Below are 18,994 nucleotides of genomic sequence, written 5' to 3' on the forward strand. Positions count from 1 at the left end.
TTATTCATTGCCCTACCCTAGCAGATGAAAACTGAACTTACCCTAAACCAGCGCACAGTCATATTGAGCGACTGATAACGGTCATCAAACATTTAACAACTCTAACGCAGGCTCCTGCAACTCGGCAAACTGGCTGCGCAGGTCGAGAATCTGCTCTTCCCAATAGCGAATCGAATCAAACCATGGAAAAGCCTGCTGAAAAGCCGGATCAGACCAGCGCTTGGCCAGCCAGGCGCTATGATAGAACATCCGCAAGGTGCGCAATGGCTCAATCAGTTTAAGCTGTTTTACCGGAAATGTCTGAAACTCTTCATAGCCTTCAATAATTTCCGAGATTTGCGCGAGCTTCTGCGGTCGCTCACCGGATAGCAGCATCCAAAGATCCTGCACCGCGGGCGCCATGCGTGAATCATCAAAATCCACAAAATGCGGATTGTCATCGCGCCACAATATATTACCGATATGGCAATCACCATGGGTTCGAATATAGTCCATCTCCCCTGCCGCCTGCCATTGTTTACGTACCTCTTTAAGAATATCTTCAGCCAGTGTTCGATAAGGCAGATGATATTCACGCGGCACCGCATGCTCCATCAGGTACTCAAAACTTTGCTGGCCAAAAGTATCAACCGTCAGGCTTGGCCGGTACTGATAGGGCTTTGTTTCACCCACCGCATGAATACGGCCAATAAAGCGCCCTAGTGTGAATAAGCTGTCGAGATCATCCAGTTCAGGTGCGTGGCCGCCCTTGCGTGGGTACAGCGCATAATAAAAGCCCTCGTACTCAAACAGGGTTTTACTGTGCAAAGATAAAGGCGCAACCACCGGCAGCTCAGCTTCGTGCAGCTCAGTGGTAAATTCATGCTCTTCAAGGATTTGCTCCTGGGTCCAGCGCTCAGGGCGGTAGAATTTTGCGATGACGGGCTGCTGTTCTTCTATACCGATCTGATAGACGCGGTTCTCGTAACTATTAAGCGTTAAAATTCTTCCGTCGCTATAAAATCCGAGCGTTTCAATCGCGTCGAGAATAAAGTCCGGCGTTAGCTTATCGAACGGATGCGCTTGCGGGTCATCGCTCATATAAAACTAATCCTTGTTATCTTTTTCATCTGTTTCATTTTTATCATTATTTTTTTCATCATCGTTATTCTTCTTCTCATCAACCTTATCTGGGGTGACAACATTCTTATCAGTACCCATAGACGCGGTCAGAACTTTCTTCATGGCCTCGCTAGGGGACATATCCAGATCCTTGCATTTTGACTTCGGCAGGAAAAAGGTGAACCCACCAATCTGATAGCTCATGGGTACATAGACGGCAACCAGGTCATCACGCTCACCCAGACTCACATTACTGGCGGTAATAAAGCCAATCACCTCAACACCTTCCTTAACTTCACACAACACCGCCTGACGCAGGTCTTCTTCTTTGTCCGGTGATAGGAAGCGCATCACATCATTAAAAGCACTGTAAATGGTGTTAACCAGTGGAATACGCTCCATCAGTTTATTGAGGCCTGAAAGAATAACCTGCCCCAGATAAAACTTAATCAATAGGCCTAAGCCGAAAATAAGCAGCAGGCCTAAAATTAAACCCAATCCAGGCCAATAAACGTCATCTGGGATGATAAGTAACAAGACTTCACGCAGATAAGTTTCCAAGGTGCTCAACAACCAGCCAACCAGGGCAATCGTCAGTAATATAGGTAGAATTGCAATCAAACCTTGCAGGAAAATCGTACTGATATTTTTCATGCCACCAATTTTCATGTAAATGTTATTCCTTTGGACAAAACATGCAAAAACAATAGCATACTTAATGCTTAGCGACTATGAATCTGTTGAGGTTGCTTTGTAGGCAGAGTGCTGCTGATAGTAGGTCAGCAGCTGATCAATTTCTTTAACTTCATATCGTAGCGCCTTACCTATGGCCTCACGAAAGGCAGGGTCAAGGACATAGTGATAAGAGTAGGTCAATACCGGATCAAATCCTCGCGCCAGTTTATGTTCGCCCTGAGCGCCAGGTTCAAACACTTCAAGTCCATGAGCGATGGCGTACTCAATGCCCTGATAGTAACAAGTTTCGAAATGAAGAAACTCTTCATCCACCAAAGCTCCCCAATAACGCCCATAGAGATGGGTTGCTGAACGAATAAAATAGGCACCAGCCAATCGCTGACCATCCTTCTTGGCGAACAGCAACAACACCTGCTCGCCCATGCTTTTGGCCAACATAGGGAAAAACTCAGGCGTCAGCTGCGACCAGTTGCCTTTATCAGCAAAAGTCTTCTTGTACATCTCGTAAAACAACTGCCAGTCTTGCTCTGTAGCTTCAGCTCCGGACAACCACTCAAAAGTCCAGCCACGGCTTTCAACCTGGCGCCGTTCTCTTGTAATGTTCTTGCGCTTTTTGGCTTTCAGATTCGATAGAAAATCATCAAAAGCGGCGTAGTCCTGATTCACCCAGTGAAACTGAATGTCTCGGCGGGGTAATAAGTCTGTTTGCTCAAATAGCCGACGCCCGTCTGAGTCCGGAAAGTTGATATGCCAGGAACTGATATGATTCTGCTCCAGCCATTCGCACACTGCTTTGACGATCGCTAGTAGCTTGGTTAACTCAAGCTTTCTGTGTAGCAATCTTGGACCTGTAATCGGCGATAGCGGTGATGCAGTCAAGGCTTTGGGATAATACTCCAGACCATGTCGTTGATAGGCGTTAGCCCATGCCCAGTCAAAGACAAACTCGCCGAAGGAGTGCCCTTTCAGGTAAAGCGGCATAAAAGCAACCAGCTGCTCCTGCTCATAAACGGTAAGATGCAATGGTTTCCAGCCCTTATCCGCAGTGATTGAGCCGCTGGACTCCAAAGCGGATAAGAAACGAGGGTCAATGAATGGGTTTGTCTGCTTTGGCTGAAACCCCAGCCTGGACCATTCAGATTCAGCAATATCCGCTACTGACTCTATGAGCTTAATCACCAGCCCATCAGTGACTGGGCTGAGGATCTCGGAGTTGTCGTGCTTGGGATCTTGGGGCAAGGTGACTCAGTCTTAGTGGGTTAATCGCAATTTAGTCAAAGCTATCACGAAACCTTAAACAAAAAAAAGCCCACTCAAAAGCAAAGTGGGCTAAAATGGGGGGTAAGATTTTGGGTAAATCAAATCAAAACAATCTATAGGGGTGTTCGTTTGAGCAAATCATCAGAATTTTATATAAACTCTGCTGATTTTAATAATTTATAGTAATGCAATGGCTAGCACTGAAACAATGATGGCCGCAATTACAATCTCTAATGCACCTTCAGTAATCTCGTTCATGTCTATCTCCTTGAGTAAATAACGCTATGTCTTTGTTACGGGGTTAATTCTACGCCTGTTATGTGACAATTTTAAGACAATTTCATTGGATATTTTTTAGGGCAAAGCATTAGTTATATTTATGTTAAAAGTCAAATATGCAAAATGCTGAATGTAACAAAAATTTACATTTCGCCTAAGTTACTCTAATCCTTATGAAAAACATCAAATCAAATCTGAAGAGAGACTGGTAGTGCTGATACAGATTAAGAACTTGGCTCTTAACCCATTGATTTTAAATTGTGGAATAAGTCTGTCTTAGAGTGACAAGTACTAGCCTTTAAAACAAAAACAGCCGCCCGAAGGCAGCTGTTTTAGCGTTATATGATTAGCTAATCTATTTAGTCAATCAAACCACGGCTTTTTAACAGATACTGAGGATCTGCCTCTTTACCACGGAATTTCTTATACAACTCCAGCGGGTCTTCTGAACCACCTTTTGAAAGAATATATTCTTTGAATTTATCAGCAGTCTCTTTATCGAAGATGCCGTTTTCACGGAACGCCTGATATGCATCAGCAGCAAAGATTTCAGACCAGATATAGCTGTAGTAACCTGCTGAATAGCCGCCAGAGAAGATATGTGAGAAGTAAGTCGTACGGTATCGAGGAGCAATCTCAGGAATCAGACCAACCTCATTAAGAACCGTTTTTTCAAACGCATCTGCATCTTTGACTTCATCGCCAACTTCCTGAGTATGCCAGGCCAGATCCAACAAGGTCGCCGCCATGTACTCAGTAGTCGCAAAGCCTTGATTAAACTGAGCTGCAGCCTGAATTTTATCAATCATATCCTGTGGAATAACTTCGCCAGTTTTATAATGCTTGGCGAATTGAGCCAATACCTCCGGCTCCAACATCCAGTTCTCAAGAACCTGCGATGGGAACTCAACAAAGTCACGAGGCACAGAAGTACCTGTTTGCGATGGATAAACACCGTCAGATAGCAAACCATGAGTTGCATGACCAAACTCATGGAATAAGGTGCTTGCCTGATCGAAGGTTAATAATGTTGGCTCATCACCTACTGGACGCGGGAAGTTCAGCACATTGACGATAATCGGCTTAACATATTCACCATTTTCAGTAACAAACTGCTTACGGTACGAGTTCATCCAGGCACCGCCACGCTTGCTGTCACGCACATAGAAGTCGGCCAGATAAATGCCGATCAGCTCACCTTTCTCGTCAGTAACTTCAAAAGTACGAACGTCCTCATGATATTTAGGCAGGTCGAAACGCTCTTTGAAGTTCATGCCGAATAGACGATTCGCGGTGTAAAAAACACCTTCCAGAGTGCTTTCCAGTGAGAAATAAGGTTTAACTTCTTCTTCGTTCAAAGAGTACTTGGCTTTACGGATTTTCTCTGCATAATGGCGCCAGTCGTGAGCTGCAAAAGTAAAATCACCACCCTCTTCGTTAATCATTTCCTGCATCGCTGCCACTTCAGCTTTCGCCTGCTTGATTGCCGCTGGCCACACTTGATCCAACAGCTCGCTAACGTTTGCAGCATTTTTAGCAGTACGCTCCTCAAGAACAAAATCGGCATGTGAGTCGTAGCCCATCAGCTCCGCCTTTTCAGCTCTTAACGCAGCTAACTCTATGGCAATCTTCTTGTTGTCATACTCATTGCCATTATCGCCACGATGCGTATAACCATAATAGACTTTTTCGCGCAGGTCACGACGGGTTGAATTGATCAGGAAAGGATCCTTACTTGGACGGTGAGTTGTGATAACCCATTTACCTTCATGGCCGCGTTCTTCAGCTGTTTTAGCCGAAGCGTCAATAAACCACTGCGGCAAACCAGCCAAGTCCTCTTCACTTTCAAGGACTAACTCCCAGTTATTGGTTTCAGCCAGAACATTCTCAGCAAACTGCAAAGAAAGCTCAGTCATGCGCTTGTTCAACTCACGCAACTTCTGCTTCTGCTGTTCATTTAGCTCAGCACCACCGCGCACGAATGACTTATAGTTGTCTTCAAGTAAACGCATCTGATCGGCGCGCAAACCAAGCTCATCCTTCTTCGCGTAAAGCGCAGAAATACGCTTGAACAGGTTCTCGTTCAAATTAACGTCATCGCGTAGCGAAGAAAGCTCAGGACCAATTTCTTTTGAAATCGCTTGCAATGTAGGATTGGTATGAGCTGAAGTCAGGTTATAGAAAACACTGCTGACCTTATTCAATAGCTTGCCGTTATACTCCATCGCCTCGATAGTATTCTCGAAAGTAGGTTCTTCCGGGTTATTGGCAATAGCGTCGACTTCAGCACGAACTTCCTCAATCGCTTTCTTAAATGCCGGCTTGAAGTGTTCATCTTTAATTTGATCAAAAGGTGGCATGCCGTAAGGCGTATCCCACTCTTCAAAAAATGGATTTGCTGCTGTTGCATCAGCATCATTATCAGCAACCTGTGCGTCATCAGCAGCCTGAACCGCCTGCGCCTTTTCCGATTCGACCGGAGCCTTTTGCTCAGAGTCGCCATTAGAACAGCCCGCTGCGATAAGCGCAGACATAACAGCTGCCGCAATAGATAGTTTCTTCATCATAATTACCTTAGGTTTATTGCCTTACTTTGATTTCCCCAGTGGTTACCCAGCATCACGTTGAGCTCCCAAAAATCAACACAAACGTCTTTTTATACGGACTCCAGCCCAAATAGGCAAGGCGCGTTACCAGCTAATATGTAACAAAACTCAACACAATGAGCCATGAGCACACTTTATTTCATCCCGGAGGTCGAACGGCTACATTCTGTTAATACTCAGTTAAGCTATTGATATGCTATGCTTTGCGATCATCAGCCAAATAAATACAACACTATGCGAATTGGGGTCTTTTTGCTGCTATGTGGCTTTTGCGCTAACTGTCTCGCCACAAACTCTGGATCAGTCAAACAATGCCAACAAGCCATTACTTCTCGCCCCCATGCCGAAGCCCTGGAGCTTTGTCTTTCTCTTCTAGAAAATCCCACAGATAAAAACATTCAGACCAACACACAACTTTGGCTTGAAATAGCTGATCTTTACTCGCAGCAGGGTCTCTATGCTGACACTAACTATTATTTAGCCAAGGTCAAACAAAGTGACTGGTATTTGAGCAATACTATAATTCAATACCGCTGGAACCGCCTGGTGGGTCATAAGTTTTTACATCAGACAAATTACGAACAGGCAAAAAGTTATCTTGAGCAAGGTTATAAGATTGCTCAGCATGAAGGTGATACAGAATGGCTAGCTAAAAGCAGCAATGATCTTGGGCTGATTCACTTTAAGCTGCTCGACTATAAAAACGCCCTGCTCTATTACAAGGAGAGTCTTAAGTATAAAGAACAAATCGGCAATCTTTACTATATTGGCACAACGCTTAACAACCTTGGGTTGCTGAACAAAGATTTGGGTAATATCGAACAAGCCATCGAATATTATGAACAGGCGCTGGATACCTTTTTAAACTACACACGGACCGACAATTTCGATGTCAGGGTTTTCTCAAACATTTCGCATCTTTACGAAGATCTTGCCGTGATTTACGCACTCAATGGCAACAATGACAAGCAAAGCCAATATATCAATAAAATTATTGAGACCTTCTCCACCAAGCTTTCAACCAATGAAAAAGTCAGGGCGCTCAAAAATCTCGCTCTCGTTCATATCAAACAAGAACAAAGCTCTGACGCACGTCAGTTTATTAATGAATCACGCAAGTTTGCTGGCCTTAATTCAAATTACCTCGATGAAATAGCCTACATTGACGCCTATATCAGCTATTTAGAGGGCGACCTTGAGCAAGCATTACAACAGACAAATAAGGCCCTCAGCCATTCCCAGTCAGCAAACAAACCGCAGGTACTTAGCGATATCCATCAGTTGTTCTACACTATTTATGAGCAACAGGGGCAGTATCAACAGGCTTTTAAACATTTAAACCAGCATTATCAATACAAGGAACAGGAATTACAGGCTCAGTACCAAACAGACCTTCAGTTAATCAATCAACAAATTGCCAAAGAACGTCTTGAGCGCCAATTGATCTCAGAACAGCTTACCAGAGAAAAGCAGGACAATAAGATTCGGTCATTGTCCAATATCATCCTTGGCTCACTTATCATTCTTCTTGCCCTCAGCTTTTTGTTGATATTCCTGATCTATCGCAAACGAAAAGATAAACAGGCACTACTGGCATCCATTAAATCACACAAGGAAAAGTTGCTGCTGCTTGAATCTGAAGCCACAAGTGATAAAGACATTCAAAGGGATAACCAAAACTGCAGTGATGAAGATTTTCGACAAAGTCTGGTAGAGCTACTGGTAGAAACGGTTAACTTGTGGGAAAAAGTGACTCAATCAGACCGCATAGAGCTAGCCGAAAAAAGCAGAATTTGGCGGGTTTCTATCGATGAAGGCAGGTTAAGAACTCGTTCGCTGGATAAATACCTCAATATTCAGAAAATACCGCAAAATCCCCGCTGGCGAAATGTGGTAAAGACCAGCCACTACGTTTTAGCGGAGTGTCACCTATCGCAGGCTGACCGAGCTTTGCTAGAGGACAAACTTGAACAAGTCATGTCACTTATCAAAGCCCGGTCGATGGAAACGACTTAAAGCCTATAGGGTTCTGCTGACTTCAACTGGCTCTAACTCGCGCAGCTCATAGACACAGTCAAAACTTAGGCCTTGAGTAAAATCATAGTTTTCATGATGCCCGTTAGCTGCCTGGAGATTATCAACAAAACTCGCTGGTGCAGTAAAACGGGGAATTAAACCTTGTGGATACTGACTTGCATGCAATGAAGCATAAGCGTTACAGGTGTTGGTTCCAATTAATGCAGCTTGGTAAAAGTGATCAACCTGTCCGCAGGTTTTCTGTTGTGCCAATTTCTGGCTTTGTACTTCACAGCTTTCTTCTAACTCGGCACCTTTTTTATGTACTAACCAGGCTTTGTAATCAAAGAACTGGGCGTAGTTCGTATACTGATGATTAAGCTGTGCCTCACTAAAGTTGAAACTTACAGCCACAGCAACATTAGTTTGAGTATTCAAAGAATCCGTTGGTAACTCATGCGCTTTTAACGATGAGGAGGCTGACAGCAAAGTCAGACCCGTTACAACAATGCAAAATTTATTCATAGTGTACTTTGACTCCAGTCATTTTATGGAAAGTATTTTTTTAGACCGAAACACTCTATCTGCAAATAGCATGAATGGCTACAAATATGACGGGTAAACTTGGGTAAATAGCTTTAGAATCAAATGGTTACCAACCAATCCTTGATTTGCATTATCCGGAATGTATGACCAGAAGGAGCAACCCATTCGGCTCCTTCTGGATATTAAAGTCTTACTTTCTCGGTGCTGGTGGCAGCTCAGGGTTACTTTTATTGTACTCCTCAATTAAAGCATCTCTTTTAGATGTGTAGTCTTTGATGTTATGAGCTTCTTCAAGTTCTTTAAGTTCTCTTTCCAGCTCCAGCTCAACCAAGCCACCAACTGCATAATTAAACGGCTTATATGTACAGTATTTGATATTTTCGAAAATATCACCGTGATAGTAAGCATGACTGTCCATGGCATTTTGAAATTGCTGCGCACATTCTGTATAAGTCGCGGCCGTCACAACAATACTGGTATGGGCTGATACATTATTAGCCACATCAGCTGATGCTTTCCATGGCATATTATCCGTCCCACCCGGAACGAACGCGTGGCTACTTGCGATAAAACCAACAGTTAGCGTGGCACCTAAAATCAAATTCTTCATAAAACTATCCTCTATTGTGTTTATAAATTAACAAGAAAATGTCATCGACCTATTTATCTAATCAATAGAGCCATTTAAATGCACTTGAAACACAAGGCAAAACAGGAACCAGGCGGGTAAAAAAGGGTAAATTAGACCAGATCTGGGAAAAGTTGTAATAACGAGCACAGCTGTACATTTTCCATACAAAGAAATGATATACTAGAATCGAAGTAGGACTAGATAAGGAGGTTTATCATGTCACGCTTACTCTATCGCTGCGACAATCTCGCAGAAATTGAAAACACCTATAAGGATCTTCGTGATGCAGGTGTTGAAGATGGTCACCTACACGTCATCGCTAAAAAGGATGGCCAACTCCTTCGACGCGGTCTGAACGCCGCTAACAGCTGGTATAAAACCGATATTCTCAATGGTTGGAGTCAGGGTGTTCGTTATGGTCTGGCTGCCGGTATTCTTGCCAGCCTGTTTTTTGCGGCCTTTGATGTTTTCAGTGGCTACTATGGCTTTTTAGGAATACTCTTCACCCTGGTGGTTTTTACAGGCTTTGGTGTCTGGTTGGGCGGCTTTATCGGCCTGCAGTCTAAGAACCACGCATTAAAAGACTTTTATCACTTCGTTGATGAGGGTGAATACCTATTGTTGGTTGACTTGAGTCTGTCAGAAGCAAAACACGTAAAGAGTGTCCTTAACTACCACCCAAGCCTGAAGCTGGTGAGCGATGAAGTTGAAACAACCATTCCGCTGAACATCATGGAGCGGATGCACTAACTACAAAGTAGGCACTATACATTCGTTCGTTTTATTTCAGCCCTGAAAGAGGCATAATGGCGCCTTTTTCAGGGAGCCTTGCCATGAGCATTCTTAATACCCTTTCCGAGCGCGCTAATCACCAGTGTGAACTTTGCGGCTCAACCGATAACCTTTCGGTTTACGAAGTCCCACCCGCAGAAGCCAACTCCGACAAATGCGTGCTAGTTTGCTCCACTTGCTCTAGCCAACTCGAAGACCCTCAATCAATTGACGTTAATCATTGGCGATGCCTCAATGACTCCATGTGGAGTCAGGTTCCGGCTGTTCAAGTAGTATCCTGGAGAATGCTCAAGAAACTGGCCGGCATGGGTGAAACCTGGGCTCAGGATCAACTCGATATGATGTACATGGATGAAGAAAACCGAGAATGGGCAGAAATGGCACTAGCCGATGATTCACGCGAACCCACCCTCGACAGTAACGGTACCCCACTTCAGGCAGGCGACAACGTTGTACTGATCAAAGATCTCGACGTCAAAGGCGGCGGCTTCACAGCCAAACGCGGCACCGCAGTACGCGGCATTTCATTAAGCGACAATCCATTACATATAGAAGGACGCGTCAACGGACAACGAATCGTCATCATTGCCGCCTACGTAAAGAAGTCGTAACTATTTATCGTTATTTGTTGTACTTCAAACACTAATCAAACGGAGATTTCGCCCCTCGGCGAGCTCCTTTTCTTTGCTTGTCCAAAGAAAAAGAACCAAAAGAAACGACACCCCGATATTGAGGCCACGCTCCGCGTGACTTCCCGCGCCACTCCCAAAATACATAACGCACCAGAATTTACATCACATCCCTGTGCTGAAAATTCTTATCAAAATCGTCCAAGATTTTGATTGCTATATTTTGTACGTGACTTAGCTCAATATAAGGGGCCCTGGGTGCTCACATCCAACTAAAAATATAATTTTAATTATGAATGCTTGCCAAGATCATTTTCTTATTCTCTCTACAGAAGCCACCTCTTCTCTACTCAACACTTCTTAATTCCTAACCCTACGCTTTTGCCTGCACCACACCCAAAACCAGACACCAGTTGCCGATAACATAATCAAAGCCAATCCGCTCAGGAAAATCAGTGTTAGATAGGTGTTTCCACCAATATTGGCAATATGCAGTGGATAAACTTTTTGTGCCAGTCGATAGCCCAGGGTTTGTTCACGAATATTGGTCCACTCGGTAATCTGGTGGGTTTGCGGATCAAATGCTATGCGTGTTCGGCCATTTTTGTGCCACTCTTCAGGCTGGGTCATTCGCATACTGTTTGAGGCCCAAGAAATCAATTTAGGTCGCGCTTCTGGCATTATGACTTCAGCTACAGCAAACCGCTCCTGCCAGCTGGCACTTTTAACTGTTGGAACCTCAACTACTGGACGAACTTCTCCTTCCTGTGGGAATAGTGTTTTTAACGCAGAACCCACTACCGTGCTGTACATCATGGCAGTACCGGTAGCGACGGCGATCAAAATTGGTACAAACAATATCACGCCAAACGTTCTGTGGGATTGCCACAAGGTCTGGCCCCACTGCTTCTCGCTTGGCTTTGATAATCGAATTGAGAAGTCTTTCTTACTCCACCGTTTTCGCGGCCACCACTTGATAAGGCCGGAGAAAATCAATAATAGACAGCCAATACCAAAAATGCCCTGCAGCTCCTTGCCTAAGTCATGCAAAAAAAGATGGTGATGAAACTCCACCATCCAATCAATCCAGTCGGACATTGCCGGACGCGACAAAAGCAACTCGCCTTCGGCGGAGTAATAATGATGAGAGCCTTGATCATCGACTGTCTCTACCCATGGATGATATTCAGAAGGCAGAAAACCATAGTTGGCTGGATGCTGATCAAAAATCTGTGCAGCCTGTTTTTGAGAAGGAGTCTCAGGTAAATTCAGTTGCGGATAGGTAAGTTGCAATAGTTCGGTTTTAAAAAGTAACAGGCTCCCAGTTACAGCAATCAATAAAAGCCAAAGGCTGAGCGCAAGGCCCAGCCATTTGTGCAGAATGGTAATGATTCGTCTAAATCGCATAATAGTTATCGACTAGGGATTATCGATCGGGATTAGCGAATCGAGACTTTCTGTGTAAACCATCATTGTGTCACTTACCACTGAAAGCGCCAATTCACACTGACCGTACGGCCGCGACCTGTGAAATTACGGGCATCGTTGCCAGCGGTCTGCGCGTAGTAAGTAAAGTAATACTCATCCAGCAGGTTTTCCAGACCAATAGTAAAGTCACCGGCATTGTTTGTTGCAATGTTCATGGTGAAATCTAAAGTGTCGTAACCATCAAAGTTGTTAATGGCTTGAGTGCCAGAATAAATATTGCGATCAAACAGTTTATTCCACTGTAAACGAGTATTGATGTCGCCATTCCAATACTGAGTCCAATACAGATTCAGGCGACGTGGCGTCATGTTACTACCGCCTAGCGGAGTATCCACACGACCATCTTCATCACTGTCAAAATCACCGTCAGTATCGGCATACATCAGGCCAATAGTGGCATCGTTATTCAGCGCATAATTGGTATCAAGCTCAAAGCCTGAAATCTCAGTTTTCTCACGATTAACAATATAAATGCCATCAACATTTGGCGATAGACGAGCCCCCAGATCTGAGTTCGATTCAAAGTAACTCAATGAAGCATTCAGGTTGTCACCATGGTATTCAACACCGACTTCATGGTTATCAGTAATAACTGGCTGTAGGTTCAGGAAATCATCAACATCCTGGTCAGGCTGATCGATTGCACGTAATACACGACCCACATCAGGCATACTGAAAGCTTCAGAAATACTGACGAATCCACGCCATTGATCATTAAAGTTATAAACCGCACCAAAGTTAGTCAACAGCTCATTAAATGATGGGTCACCGCCTTCAACAAAAGTGCTGTTGTAAGAATATAAAGTGGTAAAGTCATCCACCTTCAAATTACCGTATTCATAACGCAAGCCTGCACTCAAAGTCAGACCATTGTTCATATAACGGGCTTGCACATAAGGAGCCCAGTTTTCAAAACTGGTTTCTGGCACCCATTTACGACCCGTCTGAGCCAACTCCTGGAAAGTCGTATCTTCAAGGAAGTCGACACCCGCAGTCATATCAACAGGTATATCGCCAACTTGTTGCCAGTTCAATGTCACACGTGATCCCAGCTTATTTGAATCGTTGCGTGACTGGTCAAAGATGTCCGTTCCGTATGCGGGATCCTGGAATGTCGCAAAGGTGCCACCGCCATAAAGCGCTGAAAAGTCCTGCGAGAAAAGCTGCCAGTTCAATGAGCCGCCAAGAAAATCGGAATCTCTTAACTCAAAACTGGCTGTCGTGATTTCATTCTCAGCAGGATCACCTTCCAATAAACCGCGTTCTGAAATTGCTGGAATACCCGCAGCACGATCGCCTGTGACCGTAATATAGTCACCATTTGAAGCCAGCTGATAATGATTGAGCATGAGTCGAATTTCCTGCTCATCATTCAAGCGGTAAACGAACTTTCCGAAAAAGTCCTGGCTGGATGAGTCCATGGTGTCGCCCTGTGTGGTATCCACACCAATAGCGTTACCTTCACCATCAAAATACAACCCAGATTCACGCAAGTGTGCGCCCAACATGATTTCATAATCGTCTTCACCGTGACTCCAAAGATACCCAGCATGGTAGCTCAGGCTATCTGAAACATCGGTCGGCTGTGTAGAGAATCCGGCGTTAACTTCCTGCGAAGTGCCGCTGGCTGATTTAGTGACAATATTAATGATACCGCCGCTTGCACCCATGCCCTGAATGGCGCTGGCACCGTGGATGATTTCCACCCTTTCAATCATTAGCGGGTCTATCGTATTCGCGGCTCTGGCACCGTCTCTTAAAGGATTGGATTGAGGTACACCGTCGATAAGATACAAAGGCTTACGGCCACGTAAGGTTTCACCTGAACTGGTCAGTTTTTGGCGCGATGGACTAAATGAAGGTACTAAATTGCCCAGAATGTCCGACAACGAATTGGCTACCGACAGCTGTAAACGGATTTCTTCACCATCAATAACAGTAATGGTGGCAGGCACTGAACTTGCCGGTAAAGGCGCACGAGTGGCCATGATGGTTAATACTTCAGCATCATCCTTGCTGGTTGACAGTTCAGAAGCACCCGCTTCTGCTGCGTACACTTTTCCCGATAAAGCTATGCTAGATAATGCTGCTAGAACAGCAATAGAAATGACTGATTGTTTCATTATTTTGCAACCCTTAAGAATGAGGATGCAAATGATAACAATTCCTATTTGCAGATCAAGTCTTTTTTGCATTAATCATGAGAATAATCAATAGATTAGTAAAAGCTTATAAAACCCAAGACATAAAAAAACCGGCAAACGCCGGTTTTCTTAAAATGATAAAGCCAACAACTTATTTGCCATTAGCCTGTTCAATGATTTCTTTAGCAGTCTTACCATGCAGCTTGTCTTTAAGTTCTTTCTCAATTTTTTCTTCATCGCCCATAGAGCTGAACCCAACCTGCATTGCGATACTCATAACCGCCTGGCCTAATTCCATTTTTTCTTCTTCGGTCATGTCTTTCGTCATTTCCTGCATAGAAGCTTCCATGGTTTGATCATTGGTTGCATCAAAAGTAGGTTCACTGCTGCAAGCTGCTAAACCTAAGGCTAAAAATAGTACAAATATCGAACGGATTAAAATTGTCATAGTGCTTCCCTCTTATTAAGCAGTCCCCATCTTACTTGAAAATAAACCAGGCTTCTAATGATAATTAGGAGTCATTTAGAAAAAATTCCATCACATAATCATCCATAACAAAACCTCCACCAATATCCATTACAACCTCTTCGGTCTTCTTAAAACCCATCCGTTCATAAGCGGTAATACTGCCTGTGTTGTACTTGTTAACCGTTAGCTGTATTCGATCAAGCCCCTTAGATTGCGCCTGCTGTTTGACAAAGTCCACGGCCTGTTGACCAATGCCCTGCCCTCGTAATTGCGACAGAACATAAATCTTACTCAGAAATAAGGCATCCCCTTTGGTGTAAAAAGAAAGATAGCCAATCAAAAGGTCATCGAGCCATAAAGAGTAATAGTCTACGCCTTCCAAAAGCTGTTGCGACATGGCTGATGCTGACTGAAACTTACCCAGCATGTACTCTACCTGCTCAGGGCCGATGATTGGAGTGTAATGTTCGCGCCAGATAATATCCGCCAGGTTAGCAATTGCGGTTAAGTCACTCTCATTTGCTTTAGTAATTAATATTGATTGCATACAGAGCCTTCTTCCTATTTGTCTTCACTTATTGTTCACAGCTTAAGCTAATAATAGCACTATGAGTATCGCAATTGTATTTGGCGCAAGCGGCGGCATCGGACAGGAGTTTGTTAAACAAGCCCTGAAACGACATGCTGTTGTTTATGCCTGTTCAAGACCGTCGGCTGATATAGTCGATGACACTCCATTGCCTGACATAAAGACGATGGACAATGGCTTGCAGACAGTCAAAATGGATGTGCTAAATGAAAAACATCTCAAGCAACTGGCAAACCAGATTATAAATCAATACGGTCACGTTGATCTGATAGTTAATGCTACAGGCATACTTCATGACTCAAATGGACTAGAGCCCGAAAAAAAGATAGAAGATTTCAATCTCGACAACTTCAATAAAGTGTTCCAGATTAATACTGCTTCTACCGCACTCATCGCCAAACACTTTATAACCCTGTTAAACAAATTCGATGCACAACCTGCAATTCTAGCCGCCCTCTCCGCAAGAGTGGGCAGCATTAGTGATAATCAACTAGGTGGCTGGTACAGCTACAGAGCAAGCAAAGCAGCACTGAACCAGATTATTAAAACATTGTCGATCGAAGTAGCGCGTCGAAATAAAAATACCGCTGTGATAGCACTGCACCCAGGAACAACAGATACCAACCTTTCAAAGCCATTCCAGCAAAACGTCAAGCCCGAAAAGCTATTTTCAGCAGAATATTCGGTACAAAAAATGTTTCAGATTATCGACAATCTATTTATAGAAGATAACGGCAAGTTTTATGCCTGGGATGGCTCCACCATCGAATGGTGAAGCCAATGAGTGATCACGATTCGACTTGTGCAAGCTTTGCCTTCTCTCTAATAGCTTTCACAAATTGCTCATCTTCTTTCTGTTCGTGAGGTGCCAAAAGATAGAAGCCTTGCCCATCATAAGTTTCCACATAGATTTGACTATAGTAGAGATTGCTACCTTTCTGTTCTATTCCTACGAATGATATTTCTGTAAAGGGAGCAGAATAAACATACAAATTATCATCCATCGTTTCGTAACTGATTACTCGCGAATCGGTTACGATATTTCCACCAGTCAAGATCGAGGTTAATCCTTCTGAAAAAAACAGCTCGACACGCTCCCCCTCGTTTAGGATGTCGTTTTCCAAAAGAGTGTTAACATGTGAAGCGGAAAGCGAGTCCTCTTTAACCAATGATGCCGGAGCCCATATCCCAAATTCAGACAAAACAACGAAAAAGAGTAAAACAGCCAGAGTCACATTAATCGGTGTTGCCAACCACCAGGTTAACTTGCTGGTAGCCTTGTATTCAGGGTTAAGTTCTTTTTTGAGTCGATGGTATTTAAAAGTAGCTAATGTCGCCTGCGCAAGCAAAACAGTAATGATTACAACCATCAAGATGCCAGCAACTTTACCAGTCTGCATGAAGTGTATTATCCGAGCGATGATATAGTAACTTAAAACCAATACGGCGCTAACACGGCTCTTATGATACATTCCTATAGAAAGAATAATAAAAGCAACAACATCATAAAATAAATCAGATTCAATAATAGCAACAATGCCTCCTGATTGATTTGCATAGATTGTCATTCCTAGCGCAACGAGCGTTAATAAAACCGTCGTCCAGAAGCCTCTTCTAATTTTTATTCTGCACTCTTCAAGTTCAGGCCCGATATCATGACTATTTTGAGCTGTATCATTATTGCCCTTTTTTGTTAGATCCCACTCCATAACTGTCTCCCCCCAATCGAAAACATTTAGTTTTTATTCACTCTAATTAAGAATTGTCATTTTAAGTAGACAATGCATTGTAATCCATCATAAGAATCCATCAATAATTAAATATCTGTAATCACGTGCATTAACGCTTTCTTCACACATCGCCTGATAGCTTAGTTTTAAATTCGTGTTACAGGAGTTTCATTATGAGTCGTTTATTGTATGAGTCTGACAAACTCAAATATGTACAAGCCACTTACCAGGATTTAAAGGCGCACGGTATTTCTGATAGCGATCTTCATGTTATCGCCAAAAAACAAGGCAAGGTCCTACGCCGTGGACTTAACACAGCAAATTTCTGGTACAAGACCAATGTACTCAATGGCAGCTTTAAAGGGTTTATGGTCGGCACAGTCATTGGCCTAATAGTCGCCACCACTTTATACAATATGCAGGCTCTTGATGGCCTTTACAGCACCTTTGGGTTTGTTTCCACCACCATCTTACTGGGTGGCTTCGGAACCTGGTTGGGCGGCCTGTTAGGTCTTGAAAGTAAAAACTACAAGCTACGAAAATATTACAACTTAGTCGATGAAGGTAAATATCTATTGCTGATTGATATTAAAGAAAATGATTTAGAAACAATTGTGCGATCCGTTCACCAGAACCATCCACAATTGACGTTACTGAGTGATGAAATTGACACTGTCATTCCTTTCGATTTCATGCAAACCACTCATTAAAAAACGATATAGGTTAACCTGATGGATTAGTCATAACCTTTGAGGAAAGGTTCTTACCCTAGATATAAGATCCCTCCTAACCCAACAATCTTATATCGCTTTTAGCTCCCTCATCGGGAGCTTTTTTTATAAATCTTACTATGAAACGTGCTACCATCGCCGGCTTTTATTTATCTTCCGCCACAATGTTACTTTTCGTTTTAATTTTTCTGCTAGTCCAACATTGGTTAAAAGCATCAAATAAGCAATATTCTAGATATCAATCTAACAATCCAGAGTATCTAAAGGCCATTAAAAATCATAGAAACCAAAAGAAACCCTACTGGGTGATTAGGGAGGTCATACGTCTCAAAGCACATTTACCTCAAACCAGTTGCCGTACTATCGCTGATATTTTTAATCGGCGCTTTGCAAACAAAGGCGAAACCGTAGGTAAAACCTTTGTCAGCTACACCATTCGCAATCATCTATATGACATTAACGTGTTAAGAAAACAGATTAAGAGCAGATCACCGTATCAAGTTGCTTTTAATCGTTACTGGGGGATGGATATTACCTTTGTGGACAACATGCCTGTACTTGGTGTAATTGAACATCATTCTCGAAAGCTTCTAGGGTTAATACCGCTTAGCTCTAAGTCGTCATTGAATATCATTAAGCAACTTGTCAGGCTGCTTTGTTATTCCAAAAAACCCAGCATTATCAGGACCGATAACGAAGTCTGCTTTAACTCCAAGCTCATCAAGCTATTTCTAAAGTTGACTGGCATCAAACACCAAACCATAGAGAAGCACTGCCCTTGGATGAATGGTCGTATTGAGCGGCTGTTCGGTACGTTTAAATCAACACTTAATGGGCTGCCGATCAAACCAGATGAATTACCAATACTCTGTTACAACTTCCAGCAGTGGTATAACGTCATTCGTCCACACCAATCTCTCAATGGTGAAACACCGGAAGAAATGTATTGGAAACAGGTAAGGAAGCAATATCGACAATAAATAATACGCCTCAATATTCAATAACACTCACCGTCCGCAAGTTCGGTCGAGACTCCGTGCTAAAAATTCAGAAGCAGGCTGAACATTGAGAAAAACAATATTTAAAAGTGAAGAACTGATAACAATCTTTTAAGAGCAAGCAAAAAAACAAGGTTGATTTGACTATTTCTTAACCAAATCAACCTTGAAATATCACATCAAAAATCTAACGGACATACGGACAGGACACCACAGAACCACACCATGCCATCCTGTAGTGGCAAACTAAATTTGGCCACCTAATTAGAGGTGTTATTATGCACCAAGA

At 43.2% G+C, this 18,994-nt stretch carries 17 protein-coding genes; 6 read left to right on the forward strand and 11 right to left on the reverse strand.

Annotated features, from left to right (window positions below; translation table 11 throughout):
• Positions 1–84: 84 nt before the first annotated feature.
• The 4 genes from HUJ19_RS02270 to HUJ19_RS02285 all read right to left on the reverse strand — a co-directional run bounded on the left by HUJ19_RS02270 (position 85) and on the right by HUJ19_RS02285 (position 5,900).
• Entirely contained in the window at positions 85–1,080 is a 996-nt protein-coding gene (locus HUJ19_RS02270) for a serine/threonine protein kinase (RefSeq protein ID WP_290621995.1), read from the reverse strand.
• 6 nt (positions 1,081–1,086) lie between these two features.
• Positions 1,087–1,770, reverse strand: a complete 684-nt coding sequence (locus tag HUJ19_RS02275; protein WP_290621997.1) for a DUF502 domain-containing protein — start codon at positions 1,768–1,770, stop codon at positions 1,087–1,089.
• A gap of 60 nt (positions 1,771–1,830) precedes the next feature.
• A complete protein-coding gene (locus HUJ19_RS02280) occupies positions 1,831–3,036 on the reverse strand; it encodes a GNAT family N-acetyltransferase (RefSeq protein ID WP_290621998.1) in 1,206 nt (401 codons plus the stop codon).
• Between the two features lie 659 nt (positions 3,037–3,695).
• Complete coding sequence (locus HUJ19_RS02285; RefSeq protein ID WP_367273953.1) at positions 3,696–5,900, reverse strand: M3 family metallopeptidase; 2,205 nt, start codon at positions 5,898–5,900, stop codon at positions 3,696–3,698.
• Positions 5,901–6,449: 549 nt separating this feature from the next.
• On the opposite strand from HUJ19_RS02285, the gene HUJ19_RS02290 reads away from it, so the two are divergent.
• Positions 6,450–7,958, forward strand: a complete 1,509-nt coding sequence (locus tag HUJ19_RS02290) for a tetratricopeptide repeat protein (protein WP_290622000.1) — start codon at positions 6,450–6,452, stop codon at positions 7,956–7,958.
• A 3-nt stretch (positions 7,959–7,961) separates the two neighbouring features.
• On the opposite strand, the gene HUJ19_RS02295 is transcribed toward HUJ19_RS02290, so the two are convergent.
• Together HUJ19_RS02295 and HUJ19_RS02300 are read right to left on the reverse strand one after the other, a co-directional pair.
• Positions 7,962–8,483 (reverse strand): hypothetical protein, encoded by a 522-nt coding sequence (locus tag HUJ19_RS02295; RefSeq protein ID WP_290622001.1) that lies wholly within the window; start codon positions 8,481–8,483, stop codon positions 7,962–7,964.
• A gap of 211 nt (positions 8,484–8,694) precedes the next feature.
• Complete coding sequence (locus tag HUJ19_RS02300) at positions 8,695–9,114, reverse strand: hypothetical protein (protein ID WP_290622002.1); 420 nt, start codon at positions 9,112–9,114, stop codon at positions 8,695–8,697.
• 237 nt (positions 9,115–9,351) lie between these two features.
• Here HUJ19_RS02300 and HUJ19_RS02305 point away from each other — a divergent pair, with 237 nt between their 5' ends.
• Both HUJ19_RS02305 and HUJ19_RS02310 read left to right on the forward strand, forming a co-directional pair.
• On the forward strand, positions 9,352–9,885 hold the full coding sequence (locus HUJ19_RS02305; RefSeq protein ID WP_290622003.1) for a hypothetical protein: 534 nt from the start codon (positions 9,352–9,354) through the stop codon (positions 9,883–9,885).
• A gap of 83 nt (positions 9,886–9,968) precedes the next feature.
• Positions 9,969–10,538 carry an alkylphosphonate utilization protein gene (locus HUJ19_RS02310; RefSeq protein ID WP_290622004.1) on the forward strand — a complete coding sequence of 190 codons (570 nt, stop codon included), beginning with the start codon at positions 9,969–9,971 and terminating at the stop codon, positions 10,536–10,538.
• 378 nt (positions 10,539–10,916) lie between these two features.
• Here HUJ19_RS02310 and HUJ19_RS02315 read toward each other — a convergent pair whose 3' ends face one another.
• The 4 genes from HUJ19_RS02315 to HUJ19_RS02330 form a co-directional block, all read right to left on the reverse strand.
• A complete protein-coding gene (locus HUJ19_RS02315) occupies positions 10,917–11,963 on the reverse strand; it encodes a PepSY domain-containing protein (protein WP_290622005.1) in 1,047 nt (348 codons plus the stop codon).
• 74 nt (positions 11,964–12,037) lie between these two features.
• Positions 12,038–14,167, reverse strand: a complete 2,130-nt coding sequence (locus tag HUJ19_RS02320; protein ID WP_290622007.1) for a TonB-dependent receptor — start codon at positions 14,165–14,167, stop codon at positions 12,038–12,040.
• A gap of 172 nt (positions 14,168–14,339) precedes the next feature.
• Entirely contained in the window at positions 14,340–14,636 is a 297-nt protein-coding gene (locus HUJ19_RS02325) for a DUF6694 family lipoprotein (protein WP_290622009.1), read from the reverse strand.
• 64 nt (positions 14,637–14,700) lie between these two features.
• Positions 14,701–15,204 carry a GNAT family N-acetyltransferase gene (locus HUJ19_RS02330; RefSeq protein ID WP_290622011.1) on the reverse strand — a complete coding sequence of 168 codons (504 nt, stop codon included), beginning with the start codon at positions 15,202–15,204 and terminating at the stop codon, positions 14,701–14,703.
• A 61-nt stretch (positions 15,205–15,265) separates the two neighbouring features.
• Between HUJ19_RS02330 and HUJ19_RS02335 the strand changes: the two genes are divergently transcribed.
• Positions 15,266–16,021, forward strand: a complete 756-nt coding sequence (locus HUJ19_RS02335) for an SDR family NAD(P)-dependent oxidoreductase (RefSeq protein WP_290622013.1) — start codon at positions 15,266–15,268, stop codon at positions 16,019–16,021.
• A gap of 13 nt (positions 16,022–16,034) precedes the next feature.
• Here HUJ19_RS02335 and HUJ19_RS02340 read toward each other — a convergent pair whose 3' ends face one another.
• Positions 16,035–16,955 (reverse strand): hypothetical protein, encoded by a 921-nt coding sequence (locus HUJ19_RS02340; protein ID WP_290622015.1) that lies wholly within the window; start codon positions 16,953–16,955, stop codon positions 16,035–16,037.
• A 194-nt stretch (positions 16,956–17,149) separates the two neighbouring features.
• Here HUJ19_RS02340 and HUJ19_RS02345 point away from each other — a divergent pair, with 194 nt between their 5' ends.
• Both HUJ19_RS02345 and HUJ19_RS02350 read left to right on the forward strand, forming a co-directional pair.
• Positions 17,150–17,686 (forward strand): hypothetical protein, encoded by a 537-nt coding sequence (locus HUJ19_RS02345; protein WP_290622017.1) that lies wholly within the window; start codon positions 17,150–17,152, stop codon positions 17,684–17,686.
• A 140-nt stretch (positions 17,687–17,826) separates the two neighbouring features.
• Positions 17,827–18,687, forward strand: coding sequence for an integrase core domain-containing protein (locus HUJ19_RS02350; protein WP_290622019.1), 861 nt, complete (start codon positions 17,827–17,829; stop codon positions 18,685–18,687).
• Positions 18,688–18,994: the final 307 nt, after the last annotated feature.

Source organism: Kangiella sp. (assembly GCF_014762745.1).
GTDB lineage: Bacteria > Pseudomonadota > Gammaproteobacteria > Enterobacterales > Kangiellaceae > Kangiella.